The sequence below is a fragment of the Streptomyces sp. NBC_01707 genome (genome assembly GCF_041438805.1).
Classification (GTDB): domain Bacteria; phylum Actinomycetota; class Actinomycetes; order Streptomycetales; family Streptomycetaceae; genus Streptomyces.
This window is the reverse complement of record NZ_CP109190.1, coordinates 393874-409909: the sequence shown is the minus strand read 5'-3', so window position 1 is coordinate 409909 and position 16036 is coordinate 393874. Positions and strand designations below refer to the sequence as shown.

Sequence of the window (16036 nt, the reverse complement as noted above, 5' to 3'; positions counted from 1 at the left end):
TACTGGCGCAGGACACTAGTTCGGAGAAGGGTTCTGCCGCGCGCACGCCGTCGCGTTCGCCGTTCCGGCCCTGCAGTCGGCCTGGCTCAAGGCGCACCACCCTGCCGCGCTGTATGCGGGGCTGCTCGAGCACGACCCCGGCATGTGGCCGCTGCGCGTGATCGTGGCCGACGCCCGCCGCCATAACGTCCCCGTGCTGCCCGTCGACATCAACCGCTCCCGGCCCGCGTACACCGTGGAGGAGACCGATGCGGGCTGGGGCGTTCGCCTTTCGCTCTCCTCGGTGAAGGGCATATCGGAGGAGCAGGTCGAGCGGATCGCGACCGGCCAGCCCTACAACTCCCTGCAGGATTTCTGGCAGCGGGCCCGGCCCGCCCTGCCGATCGCCGAGCGGCTCATCCAGATCGGCGCCCTCGACCAGCTCAAGGACGAGCTCACCCGACGCGACCTTCTCCTGCAGGCGGCCGAGCTTCACCGGCACACTCGCGCCCGCCCTACTGGGCAGCTACCGCTCGACGACACCCTCGTCACGGCCGGGCCGTCCGGGCTGCGGGAAATGTCCAGCCGCGAAGTTCTCGACGCCGAACTCGGCGTGCTCAAGATCGACGTGTCCCAGCACCTCATGGAGCACCATCACCGTCTGCTGCGGGAGATAGGCGCCACCGACGCCAAGCACCTCAAGTTGATGCATCCCGGACAGCAAATCCTGGTGGCGGGTGTCCGGGCCTCCACCCAGACACCACCCATCCCGTCCGGAAAGCGGGTCATCTTCGTCACCCTCGAAGACGGCTTCGGGCTGGTGGACATCGCGTTCTTCGAGGACAGCCACGACGACTGCGCCCACACGATCTTCCACAACGGGCTCCTCCTCGTCCGCGGAACCGTGGAGGCCCGGGGCCCGCGCAGGACGGTGGTCGGAAAGATGGTCTGGGACCTCGAAGAGCTCGCTGCCGCACGCCGGGACTTCGGTCCGCAGCGTGTCCTCGACCTCCTCGGCCATACCACCCCCGCACCCACACCCGCCCAACCCGCCCCGTCCCGGACCCTTGCGAACGGCACCGCTGGCGCCAAGCTGCACCCGTACGCAGACCTCCAGCCCGCCGGCACCCGTTCCGCCGACCTCACCCGACTCGGCCACACCAGCCCCGGGAGTGCCGGATGACTCCCCGCCAGCGCACGATCATGCGGATCCACTTCCATGCCGCCGAGCCGACCGACGAGCTTTACGAGTAGCTCCTGGCTGTCCTTGAAGGCATCACGCCGCGGGTAGAACCTCACCCGGCCGACTGGTCCGCCGACGTCGACCTCACCGGTGCTCTGCGCTACTGGGCGCAGGATGCCGCCGGGCTGGTCGGTGTCATCAGGCTCAGGGCGATCGCCTGCCACGGCGTCCAGAGTTCAGCGGGCGCCGGTCCGAACCGGATGATCGCGGCGATGGCCGCAGCCGTCACCGCGCCCGGCGCCGCCACGATCGTCGGCCACGGCCCGTACGAGATCGCCGCGTTCCTCCGTCCCCAGCCGGCCGTAGCGCTTCCCGGTGTTGGCCCCGCCAGCGCACGGTCCTTGGCCCGGTACGGGATCACCACCGCCGGCGACATCGCTGATACACCGCTTGCCACCCTCCAGCGGATCCTCGGCACCGCCGCCCGCCAGACCCACGACCGAGCCCACGGCCAGGACGACCGTTCCGTCGTCCCTGCTCTCGCGCCGAAAACGATCAGTGCTTCTCGCCGGTTCGACCGCGACGAGCTCGACCCTGACCAGCACCACCGCACCGTCCTCGGTCTCATCGAGCAGCTCGGCGCCCGACTCCGCGACGAGCGGAGCGTCGCCCAGGCGATCACTTTGACCGTCCCCTACGCCGACCGGACTAGCACCACCCGCACCCGGACTCTCACCGAATCAACGGCTCACACCCCCGACCTCGGCGCCACCGCGCGCGAACTCCTGGCCCTCCTCGGCCTCCAACGCGCCCGCGTCCGCGCCATCTCGCTCCGCGCCGAACGGTTGATCCCGGCCGAGCAGGCCGTCCACCAGCTCACCCTCGACACCCGAGACGACAAAGCCCGCGACCTCGAAGCTGCCCTCGACCGCGCCCGAGCCCGCTACGGGCCCGGCATCGCCGGAGCCGCAGCCGCGTCTGGATGAGCCGCTGGGTTTCTTCCGACGCCCAACGTCTACGCGCTTACGGTGGGGCGTTTGCCCATCTGTGCGACATCCCGTGAGTTCCCCTGAGCCCCGCAGAGTCCCTGTGTCCGTGGCCAGGGGGTTCTTCCTCCCTCGGGTGTTCTGCAGCTTTGTGACCCACCTTCGGAATTCTCGAAGCGTTCTCACTCCGTCCGACCGATCAGCGGTCAGACTGAAGGTGAGGAGGCTCGGGTTGGCGCTGGCGGTCGTACGCGACCTGCGCGAAGCCGAGCAGGCATCTCAGTGAAACCCACTCGCCCTGCTCAACCCACTGACGAGATCATGGGCAGATGCCGTCGACCGAACCATCAGCCCGCGAGCTTCAAGACCGCGCCGTTCTCTCGAGCATGGGCGAGATCTGCGCAACCGACGTCGTCACTGCTGCCTGTGCTGCACTCGTTGCCGGCCTCGACAGTCCTGCCCTGCGGACCCTGGCCGCGTGCACACGCGCGGAGGCGGATTACGAGGTCCCCGACCTCCTTCCACCGGCACTCGACGAACTGGGCCTCACCTTCCACCCACCGGGCAGCGTTGCCGGACAGGAAGCCGCTGCCAGAGCAATTGCCACCCGGATGCTGGCCGGCGAGCTGACACCACGCGAGCTGGCCTTCCGGATCCACCAGCGCTTCGGGCACGAGCTGCCTCTGGCCGAGCGACTCGCGAATCTGGACGACGAGTACGACCTCCTCGAATACGACGGCGACGGAACACCAGCCCAGATCGACGCCGATGTCACGGCCGAAGCTCTTCGGCTTGCACAGCATCCTCGTGTTCAAACCGAACCCGCGGGTCCACCGCCTGAAGCAGACCGGTGGAGCCGTGAGTTCAAGCTGAAGGACCTTCGGCTTCCTTGAACCCATGGGGATCTTGGGGTGCCGGTAAGAACCCTGCCACCAGCCGTAAACGGCGGTGATCTTGTCCAGTCCGGTTGCCCGCGCGGTGTCGGTGACACGGACTACCAGCCAACTTGCCAAAAGAAGTTCTGCAAAAATACTTTTGGAAATTCCCTGGTTCGCCCTACCCTCCTGTCATGGTCAGCGAAGAGCAGAAACGCGTACTCGATCCCGAACAGGACGCAGCAGCCCTGAAGGCACTCACGCACCCGCTTCGTATCCGGCTGCTCGGGATGCTGCGGCAGGACGGCCCGGCCACCGCAAGTGAACTCGGGGTCAAGACCGGGGAGTCATCCGCTTCCACCAGCTATCACCTGCGGGTGCTGGCGAAGTACGCGTTCGTCTCCGAGGCCGAGCACCGTGACGGGCGGGAGCGCCGCTGGCAGGCGGTGCATTCCCTGACCTCCTGGAGCAACAAGGCAATGCAAGCCACGCCGGGCAGCCGAGCCCATGTCAGCTTGTCCCGCAGGGCTCAGATCGAGCACCTGGAGGCTTCTCTTGCCCGGCACGAGGCCGACATCGCCGACGGGCGGCTGGGCCAGGAGTGGGTGGAGCCGTCCGGGATCGGCGACCTGATGCCCCGCCTGACCCCCGAGTCGCTCACCGAGCTCTGCGAGGTGCTCGACCGGAAGCTGGAGGAACTGACCACCCGCGATGCGGGGGATCCGCGCGCAGTGCAGGTCATGTTCCTCACCGCCGGGCTGCCCCTGGCTCCGCGCGACGCCAACGCTGAGGCGGACACCTCTGCCCCGGCGGGGACAGATGCCGAGGACGCGTCATGACCGGGTCGCTGGACATACGTACCGCATGCCGCCGCTACGTCACGGTCTGCGTTCTGTTCTGGCTGCCGCTGGGGCTGACTATCGCTCCGCTGATCCTGCTGTTCACCGAGCGCGGCATGGCCATGGTGGCCATCGCGGGCTTCTTCGCCGCGCACTCCCTCACCGCTGCCGCGCTGGAACTGCCCACCGGAGGGCTGTCAGACGTCTTGGGACGCCGTGTTGTGCTGGCTGCAGCCGGCCTTCTGAACCTGGCCGCCTTAACCCTCCAAGGCCTGGGCACTGCTCCCTGGCTGCTCGGACTCGGCATGGCCCTGATGGGCGCGGGCCGTGCCCTGTCCAGCGGACCGGCCGAAGCCTGGTATGTCGACACCGTCCACGCGCACTCCGGACCCGACGCAGACCTGCGCACCGGACTGGCCCGCGGCGGCTCCGCGACATCCGCCGCGCTCGCCACGGGCACCCTGTTCGGCGGTGCCCTTCCCTGGCTGCTCGGACTCGGCCCCGACCTCGGCGCCCGAATGAGCAAGGCAACTTCCGAACTGGTGCTGCCCCTTTCCGTCCCGCTGCTACTGGGCGCGGCGGTTGAGATCGCCTTCGTCCTGTACGTCTTGACTGCTCTGCCCGAGCCGCCCCGGCCAAGGACCAGCCTGCGCGAGGTACTCCGAGGAATCCCGGCCACCGTCATGGGCGGACTGCGGTTTGGGGGCCGCGACGCGCTGGTCCGCCGGGTACTCCTCACCGCAGCGGCCGCCGGCAGCGCCCTGGCCGCGATCGAACTGCTCACGCCAGGCCGTGCCGCGACCCTCACCGGCGCATCGGAGTCGGGGGCGGTGCTCTTCGCCGCACTGGCCTGCGCTGGATTCGTCTGCTCCGGGATCGGTAGCCACCTCGCACCGCTGGCCGCCCGGCTTGCGGGCAGTGGCGAGCGAGCAGTCATGGTGAGCCTCGGCACCAGCGCGAGCGGCCTGCTTCTGCTCGGGGCCACAGCAGCCTTCACGGCATTGGGCTCCATAGTCCTCGCGGCCATCGGCTACGGCCTGGTCTACCTCGGGCTCGGCATAGCCGGACCGAGCGAGAACGACCTCCTGCACCGCCACGTCGCCAGTTCGGGTCGCGCCACCGCGCTGTCCGTCCAGTCTCTCGCCCAGCAACTGATGGGAGCTCTCACCGGCTTGATCATTGGGGCCCTTCCCCCAGGCCCGCTGCCCTGGCTGCTGGGCGGCGCAGTGCTGCTGGCAGGAGCCCTCCTGTGGATTCACCGCAGCGGGCCCACATCCCCGACCCCGGCGCTAACATCTCAGCCGCATACCGTGTCGTCTTTCCCGAGCACGGCCGAACTACCCTGACCCTCCAGGTCAGAGGACTGAGCACTGCCGTTTGCGGCTGGCGACACGGTTCTGACCAGTACCCCATCTTCAGCTCCGGCGGCCCCCGAGAAGGATTGCTGTCGGGACCGGCCATGCGGTGAGTGGCTTTGTCCATAAGAACCGGCTCTGGCTCGACTTCTGCGATCGGTGACGTTCGGCCGCGAAGTCGTCTCTCGAAGCGGATGCTGGACCTGGATGGCAAGGAGCAGCCTGATGTACGTGCGGGGAGTTCGCCCTCGTACCCTGTGCCGGATGGGAACCGTGCGGCAGTCGTTGTGGGAAAAGTACCTGGCGGTTGAGCGGGTAGTGGGGGCCGGTCTGCCTCGGACCCGTCTCCAGAAGTGGGCCGCAAGTCATCCCATTCGATTCGGCGTCTACGTAGCTGTTCCCATCAGCCTCGTCGGACTGTTGTGGACCGAAGGACCCGGCTCGGGCTCGGCGCTAGTCGCGCTGATTTTCGGCCCGGTGATGGGGAGCATCTACTCCATGATCATCGTCATGGACCGGGCACTTCGAAGCCGCCTCAGACGGCGTATGGGGCTTCGCAATGAAGACTGACCGGCCGGGTCAGGCCCAGCCATCACTCAACGTTGCCCGCTCCACAAAAATTGAGCCAGAACCCGAGCTTTGACGGCGCTTCACGTTGCAGTCGCGGCCTCGGGGAACAATGGAACCGTGGGTGGCGGTAGCGATGGTTCCGCTTATGTGTCGAGAGAGCTACCGCACGAGGCGCCTTGGATTCGCAGGTGGAGCACCGGTGTTGCCTGTGCCGGTTGCTCAGAAAGGCAAGGGTCGGTCTTGGGGCACTTCGGGGACCTGACCCCGGCCCGCGCCGTCTCGCGGGCCGGGGCCTGCTGAGGCAGAGCCAGCTTCCTTCGTGCAACATCGACGTCGCTCAGCTCATAGAGTGATCACTTCATCACGCCACCGATCAGAGAAGGCTCATGTCTCACTTCACCACACTCTCCACCGTCGCCAAGCGCGCCCGTCTCGGCCGCCGCACCGCCGCCGCCCTGACCGGGCTGACCACGGTCACCGCGCCGTCCGCCGGCGCCGTCGAAGCGCCCAGCAGCGGCTGGGACCACACGTACTCCGGCAGGGGTGTCAGGGTCTACGTGGAGGAACACGGGGACATCATCTCGGTGTGCGACACGTCCACGAACGGCCACTCGGCCTGGGTGACCGTCGACGACCTCACCCAAAACCGCTCGGGCTACAAGGTCACGGCCAGCGGCGGTAAGGGCAGTTGCGCCACCCGCCGGGCCAGTGACGGCATCAAGTACAACCCGGACGAGGGAATGCGTATCGGCCTCAACTACGAGGGCGAGGGCGGTAACGGCTCGTACGCCGTCAGCTTCGTCAACGACCACTGACGGCCGCGGCAGGCCTGCGCGCCGCGCACGGGTCCGCCGGCAGGGGGCTGATCTCTCCTCTGGGCTGGCCCATGATCCGGCCCGAGGATCCCCGGGCCGTGCCAGAGTGAAGAACGCGCGTGCGCCCGCCCCCATATCGTGGGGGGGGCGGGCGCACGCGCTTTGAAGCGGGAGTACGGCCTTGGGGCACTTCGGAACCGGTTCCGAAGTGCCCCAAGGCCGAGTCGTGTCCGTCGCCAGGCACGCCCATAACGTTCAACACGGGTTCCTCACCCTCGGGGATCTCGAAGGTGAAGTTCGTCCCCGTAGGGGTAGCGGTAAGACCTCCGTCACCAGCCGCAAACCGGGGTCTTCACTGCGCCCAGTCCCAGGAGATGGCGCGAGGCTGAGCGCCGATCTCGGACATGAACGAGTCGGTGCCGTCGGCCGGAACTGGGTTCTGCTTGGAGGCCAGGTCCGGCGCGCACACCTGCCTGTACAGGGTTCGGGTCCCGTATGGGGCGATGCCCGCGTCCTGCGTGAGCGTCTTGACCGGGCCGTCCACATCGTCGGGGTACTCGCCGTCGGCGTGCTTGGGCGTGTACGAGGTCTGGAACTTCTGGGTGATGGAGATGACCGCGGTGTCAGAGCGGTTCTCGTAGACGGTCATGACGTTCACGCACTTGTTCGTCGCGTCGCCGTCGTGCCATTCGGTCAGAGTGACCGATCCCAGCGGGGCGCGGGGTGGGGCTGGCGCGGGTGCCGAGGAGGCGGTCGGTGTGGGGATGGCCGAAGCGTGGCTGGCTGCAGGCGTGGATGTCGGTGTCGGCATGGGCGTGGGTGTGACGGTCTGAGTGACCGTGACCGTGGGGGCTGCTGCAGCCGGCTGCGGGCGTGGCTGCTACAGCCAGCGCCGAGGAGTGCGGCCGCGCAGGCGGCTATGACAGGAAGGAACCGGCGGGCCATGTCTGCCTTTCACGTTCAGCGAGAAGACTGCGGCAGGCGCTGCTCGGCCGGTTTCTGTGGGGGACGAAAGCGGAGAGTTGCTACCTGACATTCGGTACGACGCGGATCATAGCGGCGGGTACGGCTACTCCAGCGACCGCACCTCACTGAGTACCGCCGCCGTTGGCGGCAGGTGACACGGTTCTTACCGACACCCCCCGTAGGGGTCGCCACGAGCGAGCACTGGTCACCGAAGGTCAGCGGCGGATAAGGCTCCCAGGAACAGCCGATCCTGTCCAAGGCGGAAACGACGTCCACCTGCCTGAGGTGAGGCACTACACCATCGACGCGCATATATGACTATTTGAGCTGAATGAGAAATTGATCTGTGTTTCCTGAGATGAAGTGTTCTGCGGCGATTTGGCGGTGTCGGAAGGTGAGGATCAGTCCGTGCCCGGCCGAACGATCCGGGCAGTGCCGGGACGTCAGCCCCGGTTCGTACGGAAAGGTCTGAACATGATCAACGGGTTGAAGAGGGCCGCGGCCCTGGGGGCGGCGACGGTGGCCCTGACAGCGGGTGCGGTCGTCGGCACGGTCGGCACCGCGTCGGCTGCTCCGCACGACCACCGGCGGCCGACGGCGTCGCACCACTGCGTGAAGGTGGCGGGCCACTGGGCACGGCAGTGGCACCCGGCGTTCCGGGACCGGCACCACCGCTGGCACCCCGGCCAGTGGACCCGCGTCTGGCGCCCCGCCCACCAGGAGTGCCACCGCTCACCCCGTAGCTGACGCCAGCACCCGCCCGTAGGGGCGGCGGCGATCCGGCCTGGCTCCGGCACCCCCTTCGAGGGGGTGCCACCGCTCACCCCGGATCGCCGCCGCCCCTACGGGTCTGCGTACCAAGCCCTGTTGGACGGCACGGACTGGGCGTCGATCGCCACCGCGTCCGGGACTGGCGAAGCCTTGCTGGCGGCGCTGGCGCGCCTCCTCGATCCCGACCCGGCCGTCAGAGCGACTGCCGCCGATCACGCCTTCAGGGCAGCGACTGACCAGTAGCTCGTCGGGCTTGGGATTCTTGGTCCCCCTGGGGCTGTTGGTCACAGGCGGAGGCTATAGCTCGCGAGTTGGTGGCGTGCACGACTGGAGAACGCCTTCCGTCACTGAACGTGACAGCATCACAGAAGTTGCGCCAGAGCCGCTGAAAGTGAACGAAGCCACTGTCCGGCCGGGCCCGGACCGATCAGCTGCGGCGCATGCGGTTCGCCGCCGAACACGGCTATTCGGCCTATGACGTCGAGTCGCTGGGCCTGACCGGTATGCGGGTTCCGTGAGCGCCGCGGGGGAAATTAATGCGGCGCTGGCCGTGTCGGGGCCTGAGCCCCGCTTCTCGGTGGAGACGGCAGAGTCCTGGCTTCCGGAGCTGTCGGCCGCGGCCAAGCGCCTCGAGCCGTGGATCGAGTCCGACTGACGCCGCCGGGCCCGCCCGCGGCGCGCCGTTCCCCGCACGGTTGCCCGTTCGGGGGACCCGGCTGCCGTTCCGGGCCGGCTAAGCGGCTCGCGTCGAACTCAAGGGAGTCCTCGATGCCTAGCGTGCGCATCATGTAGGAGACCGGTGCGGGCAGGTCGGCCCGGGCTTCGGAGCCGCGCCTGTGGTGTTGGGAGATGGTGTAGCGGCGCCCGGCTCGGCTGATCTCGATCAACGGGCCGAGCTACCAGTTGAAGATTCGGCTCGCCGCCATCGAACGCGACACCATCGTCGCTTGATCAATCGCCCAGCCCGGGCGCTCAAGCCGCTGCCCACGGCTCAGCACGCCAGCCCGGCAGTTCCTTGTCCAGCCATTCCTCGGTTGCGTCCAGGGAAGTGGTGTACGGGTTTCCACCTAAATCGGGGGTTTGATCCCGTAGTTGGGTGAGAAGCCTGAACGTAAGACGGCCACCGGCTGATCCTTCGAGAACGACCAAGCTCTTGAAGGAGAACAGCACGATGACCGCACCGGACAGTGTGCCGTTTGCCGCCCTGTTGGAGGAGAACCTCGCCTCGGCGAGTCCCGATCTGCTGCGGCAGATGGTGAAGACCTTCGCCGACGCCATGATGTCCGCCGACGTCGACGCCGCTTGCGGCGCGTCCTACGGCATGCCGAGTGAGGAACGGGTGAACTCCCGCAACGGTTACCGGCACCGCCAGTGGGACACCCGGGCCGGCAGCATCGACCTGGCCATCCCCAAGATCCGCTCCGGTTCCTACTTCCCCGACTGGCTGCTCGAGCGCCGCCGCCGCTCCGAACAAGCCCTGATCTCCGTGGTCGCCACCTGCTACCTGCTCGGCGTCAGCACCCGCCGAGTCGAGAAACTCGCCGCCACCCTCGGCGTCACCCAACTGTCCAAGTCCCAGGTCAGCGAGATGGCCAAGGTCCTCGACGCCCGGGTCGCCGAGTTCCGCAACCGGACACTGGACGCCGGCCCCTACACCTTCGTATGGGTCGACGCCCTGACCCAAAAAGTCCGCGAAGGAGGCCGCGTCGTCAACGTCCACTGCCTGGTCGCCGTCGGCGTCAACAACGAGGGCAAACGCGAGGTCCTCGGCATCGACGTCGCCTCCAGCGAGGACGGCGCCGGCTGGCTGGCGTTCCTGCGCTCCCTGACCACCCGCGGCCTGACCGGCGCGGAGCTGGTCGTCTCCGACGCCCATGTCGGCCTGGTGGGCGCGATCGGAGCCGCCCTGCCCGGCGCCGCCTGGCAGCGCTGCCGCACTCACTACGCCCGCAACCTGCTCTCGCAGGTCCCCAAATCCGCTCAACCATGGGTGGCGACCCTGCTGCGGACCGTCTTCGAACAGCCCGACGCAGCCGCCGTCCGCAAACAGATGGCCGCCGCCATCGCCGGCCTGGACGAGAAGTACCCCAAGGCCGCCGAGCATCTCGAAACCGCCCGCGAAGACCTCCTGGCCTTCGCCGCTTTCCCCCGCGACGTGTGGAAACAGATCTGGTCCAACAACCCCCAGGAACGCTTGAACAAGGAGATCAGGCGCCGGACCGACGTCGTCGGCATCTTCCCCGACCGAGGCGCCATCATCCGCCTGATCGGCGCCGTCCTGGCCGAGCAGAGCGACGAATGGGCCGAACAACGCCGCTACATGGGACCCGAAATCCTCGGCCGCTGCCGCCTTCACCTGATCGAAGGAAACACCGCCGAGACAACCGACCCAGCAGCCCTTACCGCCTAGCTTTCACAAAGGATCACCGAGTGGCCGTCGATACACCACGCCACCGGACGTGACCCATTCCTCGACGGTCCGCCGCCAAGGGTCGGTGGAATCACTGTCGACGACATCGGCCCAGGTGTCTTCCGCGACGTCCCGATCGACGACGAGGCTGTCGAGGTAGGCGTCGAAGTCGTGAGCGACTTTGGTGAAGACCCCCTTCGACAGGTATCCCGGGTGAGGGATGCCATGCACGAAGGCATGGAGCTGGCCATGAGTGGCCGGGTTCAGGTCCAGGAACAGGGTGTCGCTCCCGCCGTTGCGGGCGATCGGGAGAAGGCCCGCCAGTGAGACCTCATGGGCGAGCCACCCCTCACGGCTGCGGCGGTACTCGCCCAGCAGGGTGCCCCAGCCGTATTCGCCATCGTCGTCACGGCCGAGCTGATAGAGGTCGTCGAAACTCTGGAGCGGCTCCGGGTCGCAAGCTGGCAATCGGACCGAGTACGTGAGGCTCTCGCCGCCCGCCGCCTCCAGGAACGAGCGATAGGAAGGCGGCAGTGGCAGCCCGATCTCCCGTTCGAGACCTTCGACTTCACCGACCTCGAACGGCCTGAACGGCCCCACGACCAGGCGGCCTCGATACCAGCGCGACAGCTCCTCAGACACGGCAAGATTGTCCCACTCCGTGGGATCCCGAAATCCTCCAAGCTCCCGCGCTACTGAACGTCGAACTGAGCACGTTCATCCGTACCTGCTTGAGCACTCCGACGAGTACGCGGACATGCGGCGAGGTGTGAAGGCCGGGAGGTCGTCTCGTCGGACGGCTTCGAGCCACTGCGGCAGGCGTTCGCCCTGGCGCTCGGTGAGCATCTGACCGAAGGAGCGGACGTGGCCTGTGAGGGCGTCAAGTTCAGGGCAATGGACCAGAACGGCCTTGAGCCGAAGGTGCTCCGTCTCGGTGAGGGTCTCCGGCCGACGGAGGATCCATCCAGCGACGAGCCGGGGTGACGGTGGCCGAGCTGCGACGGGGCCCGGCGAGAGCCGCTTCTCCCGGAAATGGGCGCGAACCCGCTGGTAGCTGCCCTGATAGCCAAGCGGAACAATCTCCTCCCACACCGTCCAGGCGTTCGTGCAGCCGTGGTTCCAACGGTCGTCCAGGTAGGGCTTGAAGGCGTCGAGTTTGGATGGTGGGCCTTGCCACTGCCTGTGGAACAGGTCCTCCGGGGTGGCTGCGTCGGCGAAGAGCTTGACGGTGCGGGAGGTCATTCGGAGTTGGCGGCCAATCGCCCTTCGGCTGAGCCCGGCGGCCAGTAATTCGTGGACGGTGGCGTGCGTGACACGGGTGTGGTCAGCGAAGCGGTGTCCCCTCGGCCAGGGCGAGCCTGACGGGTCTTCGAACTTCTCCGGCTCGGGGGCGGGCTGGGCTGGATGTGGCGCCAGGACCTGCAGACATCCGCGGTGGTTTGCGACGCACCGCTCTGCAGCCTTGGTCAGGTTGTGCCAAAGATGCCATCTGTCCGCTACCCGCACCGCCTGTGGTGCCCCGGCCGTGGCACCTTCGGCGAAGAACGGCGCACGATCGCGGCATACAACCTCCACTCCGGGCCGTTTCGCGAGCCGTGCGGCCAGGCTGGACGCCTCCCGGTCGGGCAGCAGGTCCACTGGACGCCGACTCTCGACGCCGACCAGGACAGTCCCGTAGTGACTCCTGGCACGCGTCCCATTCGATGAAGCAATTGCCTTCCCCTCAGAGTCCCAGGCAGCAGCGACAGCTACGGCGTGACTAGGACGGCCCTGTCTCTCCGCTCCAGCCCGCCGGGCGGCAGGATGTGCGGATGGCGATGAGCGATATGGAAGTGCTGGCGCTCCTGCGCGAACTCGATGACCCCGAACGGCTGGAACGGCCTCTGCACTACGACCGCGCGGCGACCAGCCTCAAGTTGGGCGGGCTGGTGCGCCGGCTCGAAGCGGACTTCGGGGTCCTGTGCGAGTCTGAGCGGGACACCCAGGACTCCAGCGAGTACGGGCGCGTCCGCGTGCCCGGGGACGCGACGGTCTGCGGGACGCGGATCGTGGTCTGCGTGAGCAAGTTCGGCTCCCTCGCCGAGGTCTGCGCTGACAATCCGGGGGCCTTCCTCGGCACGGACGAGGCCCATGAGGAGGGGGCACTGGACCTCGGGGACCTCGCCACCGTGGAGCGGGCGCTGGCCGACCTGGGCTACGTGAGCGTCCCCGAAGAACTGCTGGAGAGCGACTACGAGGGCCTCAGCGCGCTGGAGCACTTCGCCGCACGGCCCACCTGGTGGACACGATTCTTCGGCCTCTGGTGATCCACCCGCCCGGCGGGCATCCTCAGCCGACGGGCCCAGGGCCGGGCCATCGGCAAGATCCGAAAGAGCGGCTCAACACCTCACGGCTTGACGGCTTAACTGCATGAGTGTCTTTCTCCACGTTAGTCGGAGGAAGATGCTTTATTGTCTGACGGCCCAGCGCGGCCTGCTCGCGCTGCCGTCCCCTCCTCGCTGCTCGGTCCGCTCCCTCGAGCCCTGACCCCGGCGTGGTGTTGGCCGGCCACTGCCTCCGCCAGCCGCGCTGCCTGGCGTGTCCCTGGCGAGGTCCGGCCGCCGACTGGCGCGCTTCGCCGCCCCTCGGCTCTGCGCGGCGAATCGGGCGCAACGGTGGCCTGGTCCTGCCAAACTGGCTGCAGCCTCGCCGCCCCCGTCGGCGAGGCGGCTTTCTTGTCCGCCTCTGCCGAGCGACTGCACCGGGGGGAAGAACGAAACAGCCCTGCCACTAGCTAGGTCGATTGCGACTTGAATGGGGCGTGCTGCGTGGAGGTGCCACCGGAATTCCTGGGTCTTGGGTCGTCTGCGCCTATGCCGCCGATGGCGAGCGGCAGTCGGACGTATGCGGAAGCCGACGCAGGTCCGGGGAGACGAGCGGTAGCAGCACAACCCCCGCGTAGCACAGCGCCGCAGCGGTGGCGACGTGGAAGCCGCCGAAGCGCTGCGCGAGCGGTCCGATCAACAGCTGGCCGATCGGGATGGCGATGTAGGAGAGCAGGTCGTCGTAGGCAGCGACGCGGGACAGGACCCCGTCGGGGATGTGCTCCTGCAGCGAGGTATCCCAGGCGGTCGCCGCCGCCGCGCTGCCGAGTCCCGCCGTGAAGGCCGCAACGACCAGCAGCGGTGCCCCCAGCCGCATGCCGAGCGCGAGCAGCGGCAGCGCGCCGAGCACGCTGACGAGCTGGCCGAATCGGGCCAGGTACCGGACCGTCAGCCGGTACATCAACGTGCTCATCAGCAGCATGCCGACGCCCCGGGCGCTGAGCACGAAACCCCACATGGCCTCCCCGCTGAGCTGCTCGGTGAGCTGCGGGCCGAGGATCTGCCAGGTGCCGGTCTGCACCAGGTTGACCACACAGAATGCAAGCGTCACCGGCCAGACCCACGCGGTTCCTCGGAACACGGCCCAGCCCACCCGCAGGTCCCGGAAGAGCTGGTGCCGGCCGGCGCCCGCGGTGGCGGTCGCGCCGACGGTTGCGGGCAGACGTGCCAGGCAGGCGGCTGCGAGCAGGTAGCTCAGCGCGTCGCAGGCGATGGCCGGTCCGCTGCCGGCCGCCCCGACCAGCACGCCGCAGATGCTCGGCCCGAACACCTTGGTGCCGTTGGCCATCGTGGCCAGCAGCGCGTTCGCCCGCTGCAGGTCGTTCCTTTCGACCAGCTCCGGCACCAGGCCGCGCAACGCCGGCGTGGTGAACGCGGCGAGGAGCCCGTTGAGGAATGCGAGCACGCTGACCGCGAGCAGCGAGTAGTGGCCGGACAAGAACAGCGCCGCGACCATTGCCTGCGTGAGGCCGGAACCGAGATTGGCGGCGATCAGCACGGTCCGCCGGGAGACCCGGTCGGCGGTGGCGCCGCCGACGAGGAGGAACCCGAGCAGCGGGACCATGTGCGCGGCCAGCACGATGCCGAGGTCCCCGGCGCGGCCAGACGCGTTGAGCACGGCGAAGGCCAGAGCGACGGGTGCCATCGAGCTGCCGAGCAGCGAGACGAGCCGCCCGACGAAGAACCAGCGGAAGTCTGATTGGTGGAGGAGTAGCGGAAGCACCGCGCGAGTCTGGGTGATCGACGTGGCTGAGCACTATCGTTTCGGCGGGAGGCGAAAGGTCGCCCCGGCACGGGGGGCACGAGGGTCCGGCGCGAGACGACTGAGGGGGACGATCCTGCATGGTGCTGTTGCGTGTGGATCCGCTCGGGCTCTCCCGGTCACGCTTCGCGCTCTCGCCGTTCGCGGAGACGCTGAGCGCGATGATCGTGCTCAGTCGTCCCTGCACCGACTTCTGGCTTGCCGCGTGGCACGCACGTCACCACGCCGCGTTCCGCGCCCGATTGGACGCGGACCCGTTCACCCGTGGGCTGGTGATGCTGTGTGGCTCGACCAAGTACCTGCCGGACCACCTCGTCCTCCCCCCGTCGGGCGGGATGGGCACCACCCTGGAGTCCGAGCTCGTCGAGGTGGCCCGGGTCCCGGATACGGCTGTGCGCAGCAGCCTTGTGCAATCGGTGGCGCAGAGCTGGGAGGCCCACGACCTCGACTGGCTCACCGGCCATGCCCACGGGGCGCGCACCGCGGAGCTCTTTCGCGAGGTCTGGCAGGAGCACGTGGCCGCGGACTGGGCCGGCCGCAGGGCGCTGCTGGAGCGCGATGTCACCTACCGCGCCGGACTGCTCGCCGCCCACGGCTGGCCGCGAGCGCTGCACCAGATGAGCCGGCGCAGCGCCTGGGTGGGCGCGGATGCGATCCGTTTCAACGACCGACCCGGTCCTGACCGAGTGGTCGGACCGGACGGCATGCTCTTCGTCCCGGTCAGCGGGCCCCGCGGGGTCTGGCTGTGCGAGGCGCCGGGCCGCCCCTATGCCCTGGTCTATCCGGCACGCGGCGCCGGTGGACAGTGCGAGGGCGAGCGCCTCGACCCGGCCCGGTCGGAACGCGCTGTGGCGCGCCTGATCGGGGCGGGACGCGCGGCGATTCTGCGCGAGCTGGCACGCCCCGCCACGACCAGCGAACTGGCCGCGCTGCTGGGCCAGTCCCTCGGCACGGTCGGCGGTCACCTGGCCGTGCTGCGGGAGGCGGATCTGTTGGTGGGCACCCGAGTCGGCCGCCGTGTGGTCTACCAACGCACCGAGCTCGGCGACCTGCTCGCCGACGCCGGGCCCGGATCCGCGAGCTCGGCAGCCGAGCCGACCTGATCACGAGCTCGACTACTCATCGACGGCGTCCGGGTCACGCAGCGACCGCATTTCCGCCC

Annotated in this window: 15 protein-coding genes and 2 pseudogenes; 12 read left to right on the top strand and 5 right to left on the bottom strand. The window is 68.4% G+C overall.

What is annotated here, in order from left to right; genetic code table 11:
- Positions 1 to 28: 28 nt before the first annotated feature.
- The 7 genes and pseudogenes from OG963_RS01940 to OG963_RS01910 all read left to right on the top strand — a co-directional run.
- A pseudogene (locus OG963_RS01940) lies at positions 29 to 1162 on the top strand (DNA polymerase III subunit alpha); the annotation flags it as partial.
- A 272-nt stretch (positions 1163 to 1434) separates the two neighbouring features.
- Positions 1435 to 2148 carry a hypothetical protein gene (locus tag OG963_RS01935; protein WP_371798238.1) on the top strand — a complete coding sequence of 238 codons (714 nt, stop codon included), beginning with the start codon at positions 1435 to 1437 and terminating at the stop codon, positions 2146 to 2148.
- 329 nt (positions 2149 to 2477) lie between these two features.
- A complete protein-coding gene (locus OG963_RS01930) occupies positions 2478 to 3041 on the top strand; it encodes a hypothetical protein (RefSeq protein WP_371798237.1) in 564 nt (187 codons plus the stop codon).
- A gap of 176 nt (positions 3042 to 3217) precedes the next feature.
- A complete protein-coding gene (locus OG963_RS01925; RefSeq protein WP_371798236.1) occupies positions 3218 to 3862 on the top strand; it encodes an ArsR/SmtB family transcription factor in 645 nt (214 codons plus the stop codon).
- Positions 3859 to 5208, top strand: coding sequence for an MFS transporter (locus OG963_RS01920; RefSeq protein ID WP_371798235.1), 1350 nt, complete (start codon positions 3859 to 3861; stop codon positions 5206 to 5208). The genes OG963_RS01925 and OG963_RS01920 overlap by 4 nt, the downstream gene beginning before the upstream one ends.
- Before the next feature lie 273 nt (positions 5209 to 5481).
- Positions 5482 to 5787 carry a hypothetical protein gene (locus OG963_RS01915; protein WP_327419891.1) on the top strand — a complete coding sequence of 102 codons (306 nt, stop codon included), beginning with the start codon at positions 5482 to 5484 and terminating at the stop codon, positions 5785 to 5787.
- Between the two features lie 386 nt (positions 5788 to 6173).
- Positions 6174 to 6602, top strand: coding sequence for a hypothetical protein (locus OG963_RS01910; RefSeq protein WP_371798234.1), 429 nt, complete (start codon positions 6174 to 6176; stop codon positions 6600 to 6602).
- A gap of 352 nt (positions 6603 to 6954) precedes the next feature.
- Here the strand turns inward: OG963_RS01910 and OG963_RS01905 are convergent, their stop codons facing one another.
- A complete protein-coding gene (locus OG963_RS01905; protein ID WP_371798233.1) occupies positions 6955 to 7260 on the bottom strand; it encodes a hypothetical protein in 306 nt (101 codons plus the stop codon).
- Here OG963_RS01905 and OG963_RS01900 point away from each other — a divergent pair.
- From OG963_RS01900 to OG963_RS01890, 3 genes are all read left to right on the top strand, one after another.
- Positions 7250 to 7435 carry a hypothetical protein gene (locus tag OG963_RS01900; protein WP_356476608.1) on the top strand — a complete coding sequence of 62 codons (186 nt, stop codon included), beginning with the start codon at positions 7250 to 7252 and terminating at the stop codon, positions 7433 to 7435. The genes OG963_RS01905 and OG963_RS01900 overlap by 11 nt on opposite strands.
- Positions 7436 to 8042: 607 nt before the next feature.
- Positions 8043 to 8315, top strand: a complete 273-nt coding sequence (locus OG963_RS01895; RefSeq protein WP_371798232.1) for a hypothetical protein — start codon at positions 8043 to 8045, stop codon at positions 8313 to 8315.
- A 1195-nt stretch (positions 8316 to 9510) separates the two neighbouring features.
- Positions 9511 to 10749 carry an IS256 family transposase gene (locus tag OG963_RS01890; protein WP_371798231.1) on the top strand — a complete coding sequence of 413 codons (1239 nt, stop codon included), beginning with the start codon at positions 9511 to 9513 and terminating at the stop codon, positions 10747 to 10749.
- A 3-nt stretch (positions 10750 to 10752) separates the two neighbouring features.
- Here OG963_RS01890 and OG963_RS01885 read toward each other — a convergent pair whose 3' ends face one another.
- From OG963_RS01885 to OG963_RS01875, 3 genes and pseudogenes are all read right to left on the bottom strand, one after another.
- Positions 10753 to 11391 carry an SMI1/KNR4 family protein gene (locus tag OG963_RS01885; protein WP_371798230.1) on the bottom strand — a complete coding sequence of 213 codons (639 nt, stop codon included), beginning with the start codon at positions 11389 to 11391 and terminating at the stop codon, positions 10753 to 10755.
- A gap of 75 nt (positions 11392 to 11466) precedes the next feature.
- Positions 11467 to 11991 carry a hypothetical protein gene (locus OG963_RS01880; RefSeq protein WP_371800365.1) on the bottom strand — a complete coding sequence of 175 codons (525 nt, stop codon included), beginning with the start codon at positions 11989 to 11991 and terminating at the stop codon, positions 11467 to 11469.
- Positions 11992 to 12252: 261 nt separating this feature from the next.
- Positions 12253 to 12387, bottom strand: a pseudogene (locus tag OG963_RS01875) (hypothetical protein); the annotation flags it as partial.
- A 179-nt stretch (positions 12388 to 12566) separates the two neighbouring features.
- Here OG963_RS01875 and OG963_RS01870 point away from each other — a divergent pair.
- A complete protein-coding gene (locus OG963_RS01870; RefSeq protein WP_371798229.1) occupies positions 12567 to 13055 on the top strand; it encodes a hypothetical protein in 489 nt (162 codons plus the stop codon).
- Positions 13056 to 13599: 544 nt separating this feature from the next.
- Here OG963_RS01870 and OG963_RS01865 read toward each other — a convergent pair.
- The gene (locus tag OG963_RS01865; protein WP_371798228.1) at positions 13600 to 14835 is read right to left on the bottom strand and encodes an MFS transporter; all 1236 of its coding nucleotides are present in this window, start codon (positions 14833 to 14835) and stop codon (positions 13600 to 13602) included.
- Positions 14836 to 14954: 119 nt separating this feature from the next.
- Here OG963_RS01865 and OG963_RS01860 point away from each other — a divergent pair, with 119 nt between their 5' ends.
- Positions 14955 to 15977, top strand: a complete 1023-nt coding sequence (locus tag OG963_RS01860) for an ArsR/SmtB family transcription factor (RefSeq protein ID WP_371798227.1) — start codon at positions 14955 to 14957, stop codon at positions 15975 to 15977.
- Positions 15978 to 16036 lie beyond the last annotated feature (59 nt).

Coding starts and splice junctions, on each gene's coding strand:
- OG963_RS01935 (WP_371798238.1), top strand. CDS start 1,435: ATGGCCGCAGCCGTCACCGCGCCCGGCGCCGCCACGATCGTCGGCCAC.
- OG963_RS01930 (WP_371798237.1), top strand. CDS start 2,478: ATGCCGTCGACCGAACCATCAGCCCGCGAGCTTCAAGACCGCGCCGTT.
- OG963_RS01925 (WP_371798236.1), top strand. CDS start 3,218: ATGGTCAGCGAAGAGCAGAAACGCGTACTCGATCCCGAACAGGACGCA.
- OG963_RS01920 (WP_371798235.1), top strand. CDS start 3,859: ATGACCGGGTCGCTGGACATACGTACCGCATGCCGCCGCTACGTCACG.
- OG963_RS01915 (WP_327419891.1), top strand. CDS start 5,482: ATGGGAACCGTGCGGCAGTCGTTGTGGGAAAAGTACCTGGCGGTTGAG.
- OG963_RS01910 (WP_371798234.1), top strand. CDS start 6,174: ATGTCTCACTTCACCACACTCTCCACCGTCGCCAAGCGCGCCCGTCTC.
- OG963_RS01900 (WP_356476608.1), top strand. CDS start 7,250: ATGACGTTCACGCACTTGTTCGTCGCGTCGCCGTCGTGCCATTCGGTC.
- OG963_RS01895 (WP_371798232.1), top strand. CDS start 8,043: ATGATCAACGGGTTGAAGAGGGCCGCGGCCCTGGGGGCGGCGACGGTG.
- OG963_RS01890 (WP_371798231.1), top strand. CDS start 9,511: ATGACCGCACCGGACAGTGTGCCGTTTGCCGCCCTGTTGGAGGAGAAC.
- OG963_RS01880 (WP_371800365.1), bottom strand. CDS start 11,991: ATGACCTCCCGCACCGTCAAGCTCTTCGCCGACGCAGCCACCCCGGAG.
- OG963_RS01870 (WP_371798229.1), top strand. CDS start 12,567: ATGAGCGATATGGAAGTGCTGGCGCTCCTGCGCGAACTCGATGACCCC.
- OG963_RS01860 (WP_371798227.1), top strand. CDS start 14,955: ATGGTGCTGTTGCGTGTGGATCCGCTCGGGCTCTCCCGGTCACGCTTC.